The organism is Tenacibaculum mesophilum (assembly GCF_003867075.1).
Classification (GTDB): Bacteria; Bacteroidota; Bacteroidia; order Flavobacteriales; family Flavobacteriaceae; genus Polaribacter; species Polaribacter mesophilus.
The window spans coordinates 2,864,633-2,880,958 of sequence record NZ_CP032544.1 but is presented as its reverse complement, the minus strand read 5'-3'; the positions used below and the strand labels follow the sequence as shown (position 1 = coordinate 2,880,958).

17 protein-coding genes are annotated in these 16,326 nt (G+C 30.5%); 8 read left to right on the top strand and 9 right to left on the bottom strand.

Annotated elements, in window-relative coordinates:
- Position 1: 1 nt before the first annotated feature.
- The gene (locus D6200_RS13105) at positions 2-1,837 is read right to left on the bottom strand and encodes a tetratricopeptide repeat-containing sensor histidine kinase (protein ID WP_073181982.1); all 1,836 of its coding nucleotides are present in this window, start codon (positions 1,835-1,837) and stop codon (positions 2-4) included.
- A 163-nt stretch (positions 1,838-2,000) separates the two neighbouring features.
- On the opposite strand from D6200_RS13105, the gene D6200_RS13100 reads away from it, so the two are divergent.
- Entirely contained in the window at positions 2,001-2,453 is a 453-nt protein-coding gene (locus D6200_RS13100) for a hypothetical protein (RefSeq protein ID WP_053056785.1), read from the top strand.
- 69 nt (positions 2,454-2,522) lie between these two features.
- Here the strand turns inward: D6200_RS13100 and D6200_RS13095 are convergent, their stop codons facing one another.
- A complete protein-coding gene (locus tag D6200_RS13095; protein ID WP_073181984.1) occupies positions 2,523-3,377 on the bottom strand; it encodes an SdiA-regulated domain-containing protein in 855 nt (284 codons plus the stop codon).
- 324 nt (positions 3,378-3,701) lie between these two features.
- On the opposite strand from D6200_RS13095, the gene D6200_RS13090 reads away from it, so the two are divergent.
- The 6 genes from D6200_RS13090 (at position 3,702) to D6200_RS15335 (ending at position 9,443) form a co-directional block, all read left to right on the top strand.
- Positions 3,702-7,109: a toxin VasX gene (locus D6200_RS13090; RefSeq protein WP_073181986.1), complete on the top strand. Its 3,408-nt coding sequence runs from the start codon at positions 3,702-3,704 to the stop codon at positions 7,107-7,109.
- 9 nt (positions 7,110-7,118) lie between these two features.
- The gene (locus D6200_RS13085; protein WP_073181988.1) at positions 7,119-7,841 is read left to right on the top strand and encodes a hypothetical protein; all 723 of its coding nucleotides are present in this window, start codon (positions 7,119-7,121) and stop codon (positions 7,839-7,841) included.
- A 13-nt stretch (positions 7,842-7,854) separates the two neighbouring features.
- Entirely contained in the window at positions 7,855-8,154 is a 300-nt protein-coding gene (locus tag D6200_RS13080; protein ID WP_073181990.1) for a hypothetical protein, read from the top strand.
- Positions 8,155-8,391: 237 nt separating this feature from the next.
- On the top strand, positions 8,392-8,565 hold the full coding sequence (locus tag D6200_RS15340; protein WP_159432111.1) for a hypothetical protein: 174 nt from the start codon (positions 8,392-8,394) through the stop codon (positions 8,563-8,565).
- 13 nt (positions 8,566-8,578) lie between these two features.
- Complete coding sequence (locus D6200_RS13075; protein ID WP_073181992.1) at positions 8,579-9,289, top strand: hypothetical protein; 711 nt, start codon at positions 8,579-8,581, stop codon at positions 9,287-9,289.
- A gap of 13 nt (positions 9,290-9,302) precedes the next feature.
- Positions 9,303-9,443, top strand: a complete 141-nt coding sequence (locus D6200_RS15335) for a hypothetical protein (protein WP_159432112.1) — start codon at positions 9,303-9,305, stop codon at positions 9,441-9,443.
- On the opposite strand, the gene D6200_RS13070 is transcribed toward D6200_RS15335, so the two are convergent.
- From D6200_RS13070 to D6200_RS13040, 7 genes are all read right to left on the bottom strand, one after another.
- Positions 9,430-9,747: a hypothetical protein gene (locus D6200_RS13070; protein ID WP_073181994.1), complete on the bottom strand. Its 318-nt coding sequence runs from the start codon at positions 9,745-9,747 to the stop codon at positions 9,430-9,432. The two genes, D6200_RS15335 and D6200_RS13070, sit on opposite strands and share 14 nt — an antisense overlap.
- Positions 9,748-10,026: 279 nt before the next feature.
- On the bottom strand, positions 10,027-10,473 hold the full coding sequence (locus tag D6200_RS13065; protein ID WP_073181996.1) for a hypothetical protein: 447 nt from the start codon (positions 10,471-10,473) through the stop codon (positions 10,027-10,029).
- 54 nt (positions 10,474-10,527) lie between these two features.
- A complete protein-coding gene (locus D6200_RS13060; protein ID WP_073181998.1) occupies positions 10,528-10,995 on the bottom strand; it encodes a hypothetical protein in 468 nt (155 codons plus the stop codon).
- Between the two features lie 34 nt (positions 10,996-11,029).
- The gene (locus tag D6200_RS13055) at positions 11,030-11,362 is read right to left on the bottom strand and encodes a hypothetical protein (RefSeq protein ID WP_125064425.1); all 333 of its coding nucleotides are present in this window, start codon (positions 11,360-11,362) and stop codon (positions 11,030-11,032) included.
- 352 nt (positions 11,363-11,714) lie between these two features.
- Positions 11,715-12,038: a hypothetical protein gene (locus D6200_RS13050; RefSeq protein WP_073182002.1), complete on the bottom strand. Its 324-nt coding sequence runs from the start codon at positions 12,036-12,038 to the stop codon at positions 11,715-11,717.
- A gap of 151 nt (positions 12,039-12,189) precedes the next feature.
- Positions 12,190-12,669: a hypothetical protein gene (locus tag D6200_RS13045; RefSeq protein ID WP_073182004.1), complete on the bottom strand. Its 480-nt coding sequence runs from the start codon at positions 12,667-12,669 to the stop codon at positions 12,190-12,192.
- A gap of 11 nt (positions 12,670-12,680) precedes the next feature.
- Positions 12,681-14,582: a hypothetical protein gene (locus D6200_RS13040; protein ID WP_073182006.1), complete on the bottom strand. Its 1,902-nt coding sequence runs from the start codon at positions 14,580-14,582 to the stop codon at positions 12,681-12,683.
- A gap of 786 nt (positions 14,583-15,368) precedes the next feature.
- Here D6200_RS13040 and D6200_RS13035 point away from each other — a divergent pair.
- Positions 15,369-16,094 (top strand): DUF6261 family protein, encoded by a 726-nt coding sequence (locus D6200_RS13035; RefSeq protein WP_125064424.1) that lies wholly within the window; start codon positions 15,369-15,371, stop codon positions 16,092-16,094.
- Positions 16,095-16,326 lie beyond the last annotated feature (232 nt).

Genomic DNA, 16,326 nt, shown 5'->3' with positions numbered 1-16,326 from the left:
TTTATAACTTTAATTTAAATACAACTTTTGTTCCTGATGGATTTCCTTCTTTATCGTGTAAATCTTCTATGGTAAAAGATTTTTCTTCCCCTTTATTTCTTATCTGTAGTCTTTCAATAAAAATATCGGTAGCGTGTAAATCTTTTGCTATTTTTTCTTGACTCTTTTTTTGCTTTCTTCCTACTCCATTATCTTCAATTTCAAAAAACAGTTCTTGTGCTGTTTTTCGAATATTGAGACTCAATATTCCTCCTGATTTCTTTTCTTTCAAACCATATTCAATAGCATTTTCTACAAAAGGTTGTAATAGCATTGGAGGTACTTTTACTTGTTTTGTATCACAGTTTTCAGAAATATGTATGTGATAACTAAAACTATTGTTAAAGCGTAATTGCTGTGTATCTATATAGTTAGAAATCATAGCTAGTTCTTCTTCTAAACTAATTTCTTCTTTTCGAACATAATCAAAATTTTGTCGAATGAGTTTTGAAAACTTAGCTATATAGTTTGAAGATTTTACTGGGTTTCCTTCTAACGTTATGTTTTGTATCGCCGCTAAGGTGTTGAATATAAAGTGTGGATTCATTTGGGCTCTAAGCAATCGCTGTTCTAATTTAGATGCTTTATTGGCTGCTCTTAATTTATTATTATATCCAATAAACAATGCTATAATTAAAATAAGTACCAACGAAACAATTACACTAATTCCTAACCACCAATTTTGTTTATTTATTTCTTTTTGATGTGTTAACGCTATTTCTTTTTCTTTTATTTTATAGTTTACATTGGCAAAATGAAGTAGTTTTTTATTTTGTTTTTTATTTTTTACCACCTCTATACTATCTCGTATAATTTGATGGTTAAGTGCTACTTCATACTGTTTTTTAAGTATGGCTATTGATATTAATTTATCTCGTATTTCTACTTCTTCTGAAAGGTTGTTTTTACTTTTGTAGATTGACATTGCCTTATTATAATTTACTGCTGCCGAATCTAACCTATTCGTTACCAAAAAAAGGGTTCCTAATCCTTTATACGGAGCTCCGTTAATTGTTTTAATTTTTTGGTTAAGTTTTACTGCTCCTCGTAAGAACTTCTCCGATTCTTCAAAACGTTTTGCTTCCAAATACGTATATCCAATATTATTAAGAACACTTACAATTGTCTTAGGGTCTTTTGCAGACTCACCCAAAGCCAATGCCTCTGAAAATTGTTCTAGGGCTTTGTTATATTGCTTTAACATTAAATAGACGCCTGCAATATTACTTTTAATTGCTATAATTGAATTAGGATCATTTGGATCGGTAAATAATTCTTCAGACCTTTTTATGTAAAACAATGCCTGTTCGTAGTCTTTTAATATAAAATGAAGATTGAATAGCTGATTATTTGCCTTGGCTTGTAACCTTGTGTTTTTTATTTTTTTTCCTATTTCTAAAGCTTCTAATGCGTACTTCTGAGCCTCCTCTAGCTCATTTAATTTCATACAAGTAGCACTTAATGTTATTAAGCTCCTACCTTTATTATAATCGTCTTTTAGTTTTGTAAATAACCTATACGTTTCTAAATGAATATTTTTAGCCTCTACTAATTTATCGTTTAAGTAAAATAATTCTCCTTTACTAAATAATAATAGCGCTTCGTTTTTAGAATTTTGTTTCTTTTCTAATAAACTATCAATTTTTCTTAACCCTTCATTGGGTTTTTGCTGAGAAATGCTATCAATAGTATATAAATATTCTTGTAGTTTTTTATCTACTTTATTTTTCGTACAAGCTGCAAAAAAAACACAAATACTAATAGCGTATAAAAAGTTGGTTCTGGTTACCAAAAACATTTTCTGTAAAAAATTAAGCAACTAAAGTAGTTATATATTTTTATTCTGCCTTCATCTCATTCACTTTAACAAAGCACTTATAAAATTAACATCTACGCATACAAAACATTTATAAAACAAAAATCTATTTTCTAAGATATTTGACTAAAATAAAATGATAAAAATGAGTACAGTTGAAACTATAGAAGAAGTTATTAAAACAGGATCTTGTGATTTAACAAGTTTTGAAAAGATTGAAGAGATTTCTAAACCTAAAGTTAGTATTGATGGAGCCTACTTATTAATTTATAATTGGCCAGATGATCCTAGTGGTGCTAATACTACTATTCACGTTGATCTTACTTATTTGTTTATACATAACAACCAAGAATACAAAGCTATTACAAGAACTAAATTTTATGATTTTGATGTTGCTAAGTTTGAAAACTTACCTAAAAAATACTTTATAACCGAATATCATAAATTGGTAGAGCAGGCTTTAATGTTATCTAAACAAACAATAGAAGAGAAGCTTAAAGAACCTTTAAGCTCTGTTATTCCGTTTAGTTTTAGCCGAGAAGATTCCATTTTATTGGCTATAAATGCGGGTTATTCTAGGCAAATAGATTACGTGTAAGTATTTAACAATATACAATTCCCCTCCCCTTTTCAGTTATCATTGCACATAGCTTTGGTAACTGTTTTTTTAATCTTTTATTACAAATTCATATAGCTTGCTGTTTCCTCCTTTAGCGGCTTCATCAGTTATGTAAAGCGTTGTATTATTTTTAAAAGTAACCCCTTCTTTTTGAGAAACATGGTTAAAAGAATACTCTTTTACATCTCCGCTAAAAAAATCATCTTCTTTAAAATTGGCATATACTAATACGGATTGATGTGTTAACAAAACTACTTTTTGTTTATCAGGAGATATTGCTGCTGCTGTAATTGCACAATGTAAAGCATCGCAGTTTGTATACTCGGAAATATATTTAGCAGTATACTCTCCTTTTGTTGCCGGAACTTTATACAACATTGTTTTACCTTGCTTATTTTTAACCCTACTTTTGGTAAAAATATACAGAAACCCATCTTTATAAATTAACGATTCTGCATCAAAAAAACGGTCTTTCTTTTTGGGCGGAAACTTAGTTTGATTGGGATATGAAAATTGTATTTTTTCTACCTCAACATTGTCTCCTTTTAGCAATTCTTCTTCCTTAATTTTTAGAATTACTAAGTTCTTTCTTTTGTTATTATTGTTACCAAAATCGGCGATGTATATGTTTCCATTGATATCAGAAGTTATGTCTTCCCAATCGTGATTTTTCACTGCTAATGCTCTTTTTTGTAAAATTTTTCCTTGCGTACTAACTTTAAATAATTCCGCTGCATTACCACTGTCGTTATGCATCCATAGTACATTTAAGTCGTTACTTTTCTCTACTCCAGAAACTTCTTTTAAATCTTCCGATAAGTACGACACTAGCTTCAGTTGCCCATAATTGGTACAACTAGTAATTAATAAAATGGTTAACAATGGTAATAATAGCTTTTTCATATCATAAGTTTTGTAGCTGTAAAAATAAAAAGATTTATGTTAAGATTCTTTCTTCCGTCCTAAACACCTCATCTCTTTATAACACATGAATTCCTTTAACAAAAACAACATTATTTATAAAAAAACAAACTTTTTTTGATTAATAAACTTTCTATCTATACATTTGAAACATCAAAAGAGTACTTATTTAAAAAATTGCTAGCGTGCTTTTTTGAAAAATTGTAATCCAAAAAAATATTCTCCCCCTGTGCTATGCTGTAGCTATTATTGCTATGGTCATGTTTTTGCTATGCAAAAAACATGAAAAAAAGAAAATAATAAATTATGAAAGAAAACATTGCATTAGAAAAATTTCAAGAAGACGCCTATAATGATAATATAGGTACTTATAAATTTGAAATAAAAGGACCGGACGGAAAAACCAACATTAGTTCTGACTTACAAGCTAAGAAACAAGGAATTGAATTACACTTTTTAAGATACGGGATTTTTAATCCATTTCCCTACTATATACAAGACAACAAGTTTGTTAGAGCCCCTGATATTGAAGTTGAAGTTGAGCCACACGATAAGAATGACAAAAAAACAATTGATTATAAACTTAGTGAAGTTGTTGTATCTGCAAAACGAAAAAGTGCCAATCCTTCTAATTTAGCTCCCAAACTAACCCATAGTTGTTACGAAAGAACAGGTTTAAGACATGGATATTTATATATTTTACATGACGAGGAACCTAAAAAATGGCTTGAATACGAAATAGATACAAGTGGGCTTTTAAATCCTATTTATTGGAAAGACAACAAAGAAAATGGAGAATATAACGATATACGAGACGCTACAAACACCTCAGGTAAAGAAACTTACATTGTAGCACCAGATTCTGTAATTTGGGTAGCCTATTCTCATGTGCAATGGTCTATGCAACAATTGGAACAAATTGCTTCTTCGCCAGAAGAAAACGAACGAATGATAAAAGTTGAGTGCAAAGGCTACGAAAAAGGGAAAGAGTTAAAAAAAGCAGAAGTTATACACGACCGTCCCTATCATTCTTTTATTGCAGTATTTGATTACAAACACTTTCCAGAAGCTACTAGACTAGAAGAAAAACTAAAAACCATTCATGCTATTGAAAATGCCGACGACCCTAATAATGAAAACACGTTATTAGAGGATATGTTTATTACACTCCCAGACCCTGTTGGCTGTGCCTATGACCTCGTAGATATCATTTTTTATAAACTAGATTATTTACGTTCTATGGTAGAGTGTTTAGCTACCTCTGTACACCATATGGATTTATATAAGTACAAATTAGGGCTTATAGACTATGGAGAAATACAAAATGATGAAATTTCTGAAGAGGAAGCAGAAGAACTAAAATACATCTTCTCAATTGCCTTAACTACCTATAAGTTTGTTTACAACAATCCTGAACTAAAAGAAGACTATACACGTAAAAGAGGAGAATGGTATTTAAACCATGGTATATCGCACGATAAATTAGACCACATACTCGCTATTGAAGAACGCAAACGTATTCGTAAAGTAATAAACGGATTTAGAAACGATTTAGGAAACCTCTTAAAAAGCGAGTACTACAAAACCGCTATTGACGTTTGTTATGAAAATAACCCTACCCCATTAGCTAGTATAGAGGGTAAAAATATAATTTCAGACCACTTATTGTGTTTGGCACATTACCCCGAAATGATAGACAGGCAATTACTACCCGAAAGTGAATACAAACCGTATGAAGATACTTGGGTACAAGAAATTATAAAAACCAGTAAAGGTAAAAGTTCTTTAAAACATATAAACGACGTACTCTTCTACCCAATTGAAGTTACCGATTTAGAAAAACAAGACACCAAAGACTGGAAATACATAGTTAAGTTTGAAAAAAAATTATTTAGTCACTTTCAAAAAGTGAGTAAAACCTACATTGGCTTTGGTAAAGCAATAAAAGTTGAATTACTGAGAAACCAATTTGATTTAATAACTCGTACTAACAACGGAATTAAAGAAACCCACTTAGTTACAGCAGGTAAAAATTTAATTTATAAAGAGTTTTTAAACGATTTTGAAAAAGTTAAGAAAAACATAGCTTCTAAACACCCGCAACATAAACGTATTGATGCTATAAAACACGCCAAGGTACCCGTTACTTATTGGTTATTGGTAGAAGAACAATTTAAAGGAGAAATAGACGCTAAAATGGCAACCGCCAAAACTAACCCTGAAAAACTAACTATACATATTAGAAATGGTAAAAAACTTCCTTATGCTCACAAGTTAGAAAGCATTATAGAGAGCCAACAATTCAGAAGTGCCTTATTAGTTTTTGAAATGTTTTCACTAACAAGTCACATAGATAGCATGTTGAAAAAAAAGATTACTGGAACTGAAGACTACATAAAACTTTTTGGTATTGGTATAAAAGTAATTTCATCAGGGTTAAACCTAGCCGAAAGTATATCTAACGATATTGCCCAACAAAAATTTAAGATATTTGTCACCACACAACCTAAGGCTACTGCTACAGAAGTAAAAGATGCAGTAGATAAAATAAAACGATCTTCTTTTGCTACTAAAGGTTCAGGATTTATAAAAGTTTTTAAAGGTTTGGGGTCTGCTTATACCTTATATGCTACCGTTGAAGATGTAAATAAAAGTTTAGCAAAAGCTGACAACGATGCCGCCTTAGCGTATAGCGGTGCTGCAGTGCTTTCAGCAGTATCTTTACTAGGGTCATTAAAATTAATTTCGTTAACAGGAGTCACTGGTTTAATTGTGGGAGGATTAGGGTTGGCCTTTTACGGATTAGCATACTATTTAACTGATGATGAGTTAGAAACTTTTTTTAAGTTTTTTCCGTTTAGTAGCAAAACCTATATGAAAAATCCAAGTTATTACAATCCATACTACAATGCACGCTTAATGTACAGAGGCAAAGAAAAATTAATTAACCCCTATAAAAAAGAGTACTTACCATCAAGCTTTGATGAAAGCTATAAAAGTGTGTATGTACGCTTACTAAATTTAATAGTTGGTAGTGCCATTACTATAAAAGCAAATAGTACACGGTATGCTTCTCCCAAAAGTACCACTCCAACTTTTCGTGCCGCTAACCAAGACTTGCATAAAAACTGGATTGACAACAGTGCTACCCTTTGGAGTAACCTAGCCATTGATATTTCGTTTGGGACGTTTTTTAACAATCCAAGCGGACTAACCTACGAGCTTTATTTGGTACAATACAATGATCCTTTATTAGGTAATAAAAGCTACAAGCTACCTAAACATTGTTACGACACCGTAGTTACGGCTCCCTCTACAGTTGATGACAAACCAGAATTTAAAGAACAATCGTTACGCAACGGAAACATGGACGCTTCATTTAAACAATTTCACATTTGGGTGCGAGTACCCAAATACTTACAAGTAAAACACCAACTGGCTGCCAATAATATCGTTAAGCAAGAATACGAAGGAAACAAAGTGTATCTAAACAAATACTCACATATTGCTGTATTATGTAAGTACACCGATGCACAAATACAATTACCTTTACACCCAAAAGATAAGCAAGGCTATTTATGGAATATTATGCCTTTGGTAAAAGACAATAAAAAAGAAGAGGAATACATTACCTTTAGAAACGTTAAAGCAGGCAAAGCAACCATCATCGAAGATGCATCCTTGTTTTTTAATAAATTTCCCTTACAACATTAAAATAATACTATGAGTTTTTTAAAAGCCAAACCCCTACCACATGAAATAGTTGACTACCCTATTACCCAATTTGCAGAAGATTTACAACCGAATAAACCTGAAAAAACTCAAGAAGCCAACGATGAATATTTTGTCCTAAACATGGCAAGAGGTTTTAGTTTGTTTAAAATATATACATTCTTTGTAGGGGGGGGGGGGCTTTTATTATTATTCTTAATTCAGTTTATAATAAAGAAACCTACCCCATTACATGTTTATTTAATTCCCTTACCTTTTATTATCATAGGTTTATTTCATTTAGCGGTATATTATTACAACCCACATAAAGAACTAGTCTTAGACAGAATGAACGGTACCATAAGTTATCCCCGTTTATTTTTTAGCAGAAAGCAAGAAACCGTGCCTTTTTGGTTGGTTACAGTATATAAAAGTTTAGATACTGGAGGAGATTTTGCTCCTACAGGCTTTAGTTTGGTATTACGTGACCGTAAACAAGACTTTGCTTGGACACTAGCTAATAGCGACGTAGAACGTTATTGGAGCTTTATGGTATGGTATATGGACAAAAACAGACCACTCCCATTTGGCGATGTTTTCCATCCATACAGGCAAGCAGATTTTGACCGTAGATTAAAAGAAGGCTTTCCAAAACCTTTGTATCCAAGCTTTGTACCAACCGATGAACACACACCAGAACAACAAGCTATGCGTAGGCATATGGCGGGATGGTAAATAGTTGTAAAAAATGAGTAAACACCACCAACCTTTTAAAATTTTAACTCAACCTACTTTGGTAAATGTAGAAAGAGTATATCCTAGTAGAAAATATGTTATTAAAGAAGCTAACGATAAGTTTTATAGAACAGATGAAATGACGTTACCAAAAGTATATGGTTTTTTTGGGTTACTTGGTATATTTTGTGGGATTTGGTTATTGAATAGTAATGATATAGATATTTATTACGGTTCTTTCTCTGTTTTGATGATATTAGTCGGTTCCTTTTTATTTATTTATCGTCTTACAGTTAAAAGCAAACATAAATAACTGGTATTAGACAGGTTAAATGGTACGGTTAGTTATCCTGATTTTTTTTATAGCAAACCTTTACAAGGTAAGTTTTCAGAACTAAAAGCTGTAATCTCTATTAGTGGAGATATTGATGGTGCACCAGGTGATGAAAAACTAAAGTTTGTAAATACCTTTAGACCTCGAAAAATAGATATTTTACGTACTATTAGTTACGATGACCCTTACCAAGAATGGAGTTTATTTGTCTGGTATATGGATAAAAACCGCCCCTTGCCACCGGGTACTGCTTTTGACCCATACAGACAGCAAGATTTTGAGCGCAGAAAAGCATTAGGTTTCCCAAAACCATTATATAAAAGTACCATACCAACACCCGAATTTACGAAAGAACAACAAGCAGAGCGTAGGCGCATTGCAGGATGGTAAATAGTTGTAAAAAATGAGTAAACACCACCAACCTTTTAAAATTTTAACCTCACCTACTTTGGTTAATAAAGAAGATGTTTTCCCAAACAAAGGAGTGTTAGTTAAAGAAGCAAACGATAAGTTTTATAGAATAGATGAAATGGCGTTACCAAAAGTATATGGTTTTTTTGGATTGCTTATGCTAGGTTTTGGGTTAGTTCTTTTAAGATATGAACATATTGGATTTTGGGAATATTTTCAAACATATTCCTTAATTTTAATAGGTTTCTTTTTATTTATTTATCGTCTTACAGTTAAAAGCAAACATAAAGAACTGGTATTAGACAGGTTAAATGGTACGGTTAGTTATCCTGATTTTTTTTATAGCAAACCTTTACAAGGTAAGTTTTCAGAACTAAAAGCGGTAATTTCTGTTAGTGGTGATATTGATGGTGCACCAGGTGATGAAAAACTAAAGTTTGTAAATACCTTTAAACCTCGAAAAATAGATATTTTACGTACTATTAGTTACGATGACCCTTACCAAGAATGGAGCTTGTATGTCTGGTATATGGATAAAAACCGCCCCTTGCCACCGGGTACTGCTTTTGACCCATACAGACAACAAGACTTTGAGCGCAGAAAAGCATTAGGCTTTCCAAAACCATTGTATAAAAGTACTATACCAACACCTGAATTTACGAAAGAGCAACAAGCGGAGCGCAGACGCATTGCAGGATGGTAAATAGTTGTAAAAAATGAGTAAACACCACCAACCTTTTAAAATCTTAACTCAACCTACTTTGGTAAATGTAGAAAGAGTATATCCTAGTAGAAAATATGTTATTAAAGAAGCTAACGATAAGTTTTATAGAACAGATGAAATTACGGACATTTAGTACTTTTCGCATCACTTTTTGCATATCGTTCATTGTTAATTATTTTTTGAATTGCTGTTTTATTTGGTAGCTTTTTATAAGCATCCGACGATTCTAATCCTCCCCAGCTCATGGCTATATAATAGTCCATGCTTTGCTGGTGATTGTCGTAAGCGGATAGAGAGTATGCCATTGCTTCTATATACTGACTTATAAATTTGTGTTGTGTTAGATTATTAGCAATATCATGTGGGTAATTTTCTCTAAACTCTTTGTAATAATTAGCTATGGATGTATAAAGGTCTGATCTTCTATTAGTTTTCATAATATAATTAATATATACATGTAAACTTTCATGTATTAAAGTTTTGGCTATAGAAAGTTGGGTAGCGCAAGTACCGTCATAATATTCTTCTATAAGTTCTTTAAACTCTTAATAAAAATGCTCAATAGTTATGCTACTAGTATTACAATCTCTTTAATGTTATTGATATATAAAAACAAGAAGATTTATACCAATTTTTCTTAAAAGATAAAAGTTAAGAACTAAAACAGGGTTTAGCCCTTAACTATTATTTTTATATACCGTGTTATAATTTGTATTTTATTCGATATTTTCCCAATCTAATTTTACTTCTCTTATCAGAATTTTATTGTTTTTAACTTCAGCTTTATCAATTAAAAAAATTATTTTTGCACCTAATAATAGTTTAAAAGATTCTTGCCCACCTATTTTGTCTAAAATTTCTTTGGTAAGTATAATTTCCTTATTCTTTTTAAGAAAACTTTTATCTACTTCAAAAATGATACTTTTATTGATTTGTGAAATAGCATCATCAAAATCGTGGTAATCGGAATAGTTTAAATTGAATAAAGCCCTCTTAAAATTATTCTCTTTAAAACTATAAAAATAAGAGTAATTATAAATTGTGGTATCTTTTTGTATTCTACCCACTGGAAATTTTCTAGTCGATTCGGATTTTTCAAAAAGTATGAATAATGTTTCACCTTTTAAATCTTTAGTATATCTATTTGTAACCGTACAACTCAAGGTTATAAGACTACAAAAAGCTAGAAATATATAACTCTGTGTTTTCATAATTTATTAATTACAATTTTTACTGAAATTTCTTCCTTTAGCCCTGTAATGATTATACAGAGCATATTTTTTAGTATGACTTTTAATTTCTGTTTCAAAAGATTCTGTTTCGTGTAAACCTTCTAATACACTATAATAATAAAAATCTTGCCAATTCCAATCAGTCATAATACCCTGTACGTCATATGGAGTACTTTCTATATAATCAATATTACTTTGTGGTATTAAATCATCTCTAACTTCAGTAAAAATTTTTGATAATGTTGGTACCATATAATCAAACATAAATTCATGTTGTTCTTGTTTGGTAGCGCAAGTACCGTCATAATATTCTTCTATAAGTTCTTTGAACTCTAAATTATTTAAATAATCAATTGTTATGCCAGCATTATAATCTTTTCTTTTAACACTTAAAAAAGCATGGATACTTTCATGTACAATGGTTTTAGCCATTAAAACATTAGAGAGTTGCATACTTGTAGCAGTAAGTTTATTTTAAGGAATACATTTATTCTTCAGAAAAAAAGTAAGGTTTAACGTGTCTTATTAAAACTTTACCTTCTTTAATTTCATCTTTATCTATTAAAAAAATAGTTTTCGAATTACCTATTAGTTTACTAAATTCATAATACCCTATTTTTTTTATAAAACTTGGTGTAACTATAATGTCTTTATTTCTATTTATAAAACTTTGATTTATTTTAAATTTTATTCTCTTATTAATATTTTTGTCATAATCGTCATAATCATCATAATCTGAATATGTTAAAAGAAAGGATGCATGTTTTTTTTCGTCTTTAAAATGATAACTATAAGTGATTGCTTTAAATGATTTATTCATTGAAAAACTTTTAGTCGAAACTTGAGAATTTTTATAAAGTACAAATAATATTTCTTTGTTTTTCAACTCTTTTAGTTTTGGTAAAGACGAGCAACTAAAAAAAGATAAAATAATGAATAGTAAATATATTTTTTTCATGATACTAATTGTTCATAGCTTTTAAAAACGGTTTTAGAAGTATAATCCTTGACTTTAAGAAATAAATGTTTATTCCTCAGAAAAATAACTATATTTTACTTGTCTTACTAAAACTTCACCTCCCTTAATTTCATCTTTATCAATTAAAAAAATTGTTCTAGCATTATAAAGTATCCGTCTTATTCTATTAACTCCAAACTGATTTATAAGGTCATTAGTAATTATTCTTATTTTTATTAGCTTTTAAAAAACTTTTATTGATTTTAAATTTTATTTTTTTTCTTATATCTTTTTCTAAATCAGTTAAATCATCATAGTCTGTATATGTTAAGAAAAAATCAGATTTTTCACCTTTTTTATTATTAAATTGATAATAATAGGAGACACCATTCATCAAGCTAAATTTACTTTTTTTTATAAACTCTGATTTTTCATAAAGTAAAAATACTACTTCATGATTTTCTATTTTTTCTAAATTTCTTGTAGAAGAACACCCTCCAAAAAGTATTGCTATTATAATTATATTCAAATATTTCATAGTTTAATTACAGTTTTTATAAAATTTTTAGCGTAATAATTGACATGTTTTTTTTAAAGCATCATATTTATATCATTTGCTATTTTGTCCTTATAATACTTTCTGTACCGTATGACCCCTAAAAAAATAAGCCTCATTTTTGAGGCCTATTTTACTCTTCAGCATAAGATTGATATTTAACTTGTCTTACCAAAACTTTATTACCTTTTATTTCCTTTTTGTCAATTAGAAATATATTCTTGGAACTGCCTAAAAGTTTAAATACTTTATTTACCCCTACTTTGTCAATTAATTTTTGGGTAATAATAATATCCTTATTTTTTTGAAGAAAACTTTTATTCACATAAAACACAATACTCTTATTTGTTTTGTTTAACATATCATTAAAGTTTTCGTAATCAGAATACTTTAAAAATGGAGTGAAAATCCCATTAATCTCGTATTTTAAATAATTTAATCCTTTATAGTTTTTTGTTTTCTTTCTAATCTCTATATTTTTATAATTTTCATCAGAGCTTTTTTCTAAATAAATAAATAAAGTATTTTTATTTTTTAGTTCTTCAAATTTTGGTAAAGAGGAACAACTACTAAAAAAACTAATAAATAATATTAATAAAATTATATTCTTCATGATGGTTTATTTTAATTACAGTTTTTACTGAATCCATATGCTCCTGAAATATAATGTTCAAAAAGCGCTTTTTTCCTAGAGTCTTTTTCTATTTTATTTTTAAAAGCTTCTGTATTGTGTAATCCTTCTAAAGATAAATTATAGAAAAAATCATTCCAATTCCAATCTGTCATAATACCAAGTACTGGATCTGGGTTATTTTCAACATATGTAATTTGGCTAGCAGGTATTACATCGTCTTTAACCTCGGCAAGAATTGGAGCTAATGTTCCTACTAAATAATTAAACATAAACTCGTGTTCTTCTTGAGCAGTGGCACATGTGCCATCGAAATATTCTTTTATGAGTTCTTCAAATTCTAAGTTATTTAAATGTTCAATAGTTGTGCCAGCGTTACAATCTTTTCTTTTAACATCTAAAAAGGCATGGATACTTTCGTGTACAATGGTTTTAGCCATTAAAATACTAGATATTTCTCTTCCACTACCTGTTGTTAATTTGTTCTTATTTATTTTAATCACCACATTGGCTGTTTTAATAGAGCCATCTGCGTTTAATGAGTAATTTTTTAAACCGCAATTACCATTAGCTTGTCTTCCATTAGGTTTTGTTACAAAATCATCTGCAATTTCAAATGTTACATTAATATCTTTATTTGTTCCGAAAAGGTCAATAAATAAGTCTTTAAATTTAGGTGATTTTGTTACTTTATCATAAATACATTTAAACTTTTCGGCAGCGATTTTATTTTCTGGGTTTACATTAGGTAGTATTATAGAATCGAGCACCTGGGTCATGTCTACTTTAAAGGGAGATTTTAGAGTAAGATTAAAATTTTCTTTAATATTTTTTATAGATCTATTTTTAATAGCTTCATTAGTAAAAGCTTTAGCTTCTGGAGAGGTGTTTTCAAATAAAAAGGACTCTACCTCTATAGTAAGGTTTAAATTATTACTATCTGATAAATAGTACAAATCTGAAGGTGATAAGGTATTATCTAAAGCTCTATTAATATTATTAGCTCTAATTTGTGCTTCTGTATAAGTATTTCCATCAGCATCTTCTACAGGGGTTGTTATTATAGGGTCTCCTCCTGTTGAACTTCCTGAACCTCCACCTCCTGATGAAGTATCATCTGTTGGTATATCGTTTGAAGGGCCACCTGGTGGGGTATAGTTTGTACAGTGTGAAAAGTCTATAACATAACCTGTTAATTGACTTCTGCTACAATATGATCCATCCCATTGTTTTTGTGGAGAATGACCATCTGCATTTCCTCCTGCATCACAGCTTTTATATTCAGGTATCCATACTCCATTACATGGTGTACTTCCTCCACCACCTCCATAATCACCATCGTCCTCTCCTGGTGTATCAAAAGAGTCGCTCCTTGCTTGTATATCTAGTTCACTAAAATCAAAATCTTCTTTTGATAGGCTATACAATAACGACTTTTCTGTATTCTTTCCGTTATTAGTATTATTTTCTCCTTGGTACGAAACCAAAAAATAGCTAAACTCATTATTATACTTTCTTACTAGTAAGTTCTCAAAAACAGAAGCTTCTTTTAATGTGTTTTCAAGTTTAAACGTCCAAGAAATTGTTGTTTTGGTTTTTATTTTAGCAATTTGATTGGTTAAAATAGAGAGTCTTTTTTTACCTGTACTTCCTTTACTACTTACATTTTTAGTACTCAGGTTTTTTTCAATTTTCTTTAAGGATTTTGAAAATTCGGCATCGTGAGTAAGTTCTTTATAATTTAATGTTGCTAGTGTATATGGTTTTGTTGTATTATCTGTGTGGGTATTAGGTATAATTTCATCTTTCTCACAATTCCACAGCAACAGTGAAATCCCAAACAGGAAAACGCCTAGTTTTAAAAGATTAGCAATTTGTTTGTTTCTTTGTTCCATACTATTTATAGTTTTAAAATTAGTTACAATTTTTTATTTAAAAGTAGTTGCTCATGGTTTTTTACACAATAAGGGGTTTCCCTTGTTGTTTTAACTTCTTCTCAGGGATACCCCTGAGTTTTCTTTAACATTTTTAGCATAAAAACCTAATATACTGCTACTTGACTCCAAAGTAAAACATAAAAAATTAGAAACAGGTAAGTCAGTGACTTACTAAAAGTAAGTCACTGACTTACTTTTTCAGTACGTCAATTGTACGATTATCAGTATTTTAACTCTCAAAAAAAGGCTTTTTTGTACATTTTTCATAGAAACCATCAGCGTGATGCGCTGAACATTCCTCAACACAACGGAACCATCAGCGTGATGCGCTGAGCATTCCTCAACACAACGGAACCGTCAGCGTGACGCGCTGAACGTTCCTCAACACAACGGAACCATCAGCGTGATGCGCTGAGCATTCCTCAACACAACGGAACCGTCAGCGTGACGCGCTGAACGTTCCTCAACACAACGAAACCATCAGCGTGACGCGCTGAACGTTCCTCAACACAACGAAACCATCAGCGAAACTCGCTGAGTGTTCCTTTAAATAACAAAATTCTCCACAAGTTTCCTTACAGTGCACCCTGTTAACTATAGTAACCTATGTAAACCTCGCTTAGTGAGTAAATTTTAACAATTGTTAACTTTTTTAAAAACTTTTATACTCTTAAATTGCTAATGCTATGAAAGTTACCAAATCACTTTCTACAAATATTTAATATTAATTTAAAAAATTAGCTTATGAACAGTCCGTATTTAAACCGGTACCGTAATGGTGAATATCTACAGTACATGAAAGATATTTTACAACTTGTAAACTTACAAGACGTTGATGCGTTAGCATTGACAAACCCCACTAACGAATTAACAACCATTGTTAATCGTATTGATTCTTTATACCAACAAGTGCAGGGAAGCACCCTAACACAAGAAATTATAACTCTTGACACTAGAAGGGATAAAGCTATTTCTGGAATTAAAATGATTTTAAATGGTTATGAGAACCATTTTAATGAAGCTATAGTAAGTGCCGCCAAAGCACTACTTGCTACTATAAATGCACATGGTACTAATATTATTCGTAAAAGCTACCAAGAACAAACCGCTATTTTAGATAGTATTTGTAAAGATTTTGAAACTGAACCTGAGCTTATTCAAGCCATTTCTTTACTTGATATAGCTACTTGGGTTGCTGAATTAAAAAATGCCAATACCGAGTTTTCTACCAAGTATATTGAGCGTGTAGGTGAAACTGCAGCTTCACCAGAAAACAATATTGAAGAGTTGCGTACTGAAGCTACGCTTGCTTACAGAAAACTTGTATTACATATTGAAGCGCATACAACACTTTCAGATAATGAAGCCTACCCAACATTACTTAATGAGATTGATGTGTTGGCTAAGCAATATAATTTAGTAGTGGATAATAGGTCTAAATCTAGTACTCCAACTACCGAAGAAGTATAACATTAGTTGATTTCGTATTTCTTTTATAGCATACAAAAGGCTCCTGAATAATTCAGGAGCCTTTTAATGTATTGGTAATGTTATGTAAACCTTGTACATTTTGAGTAAAATTTGTCAATTCGAGTGAATTTTGCGGGTAAAAACCCGTAAAATTAGTATCGAGAATAAAATTTTACAACTTAGACTATTGTTCTCGATACGATTTTCTATCGAAAATCACTCGAACAGACAT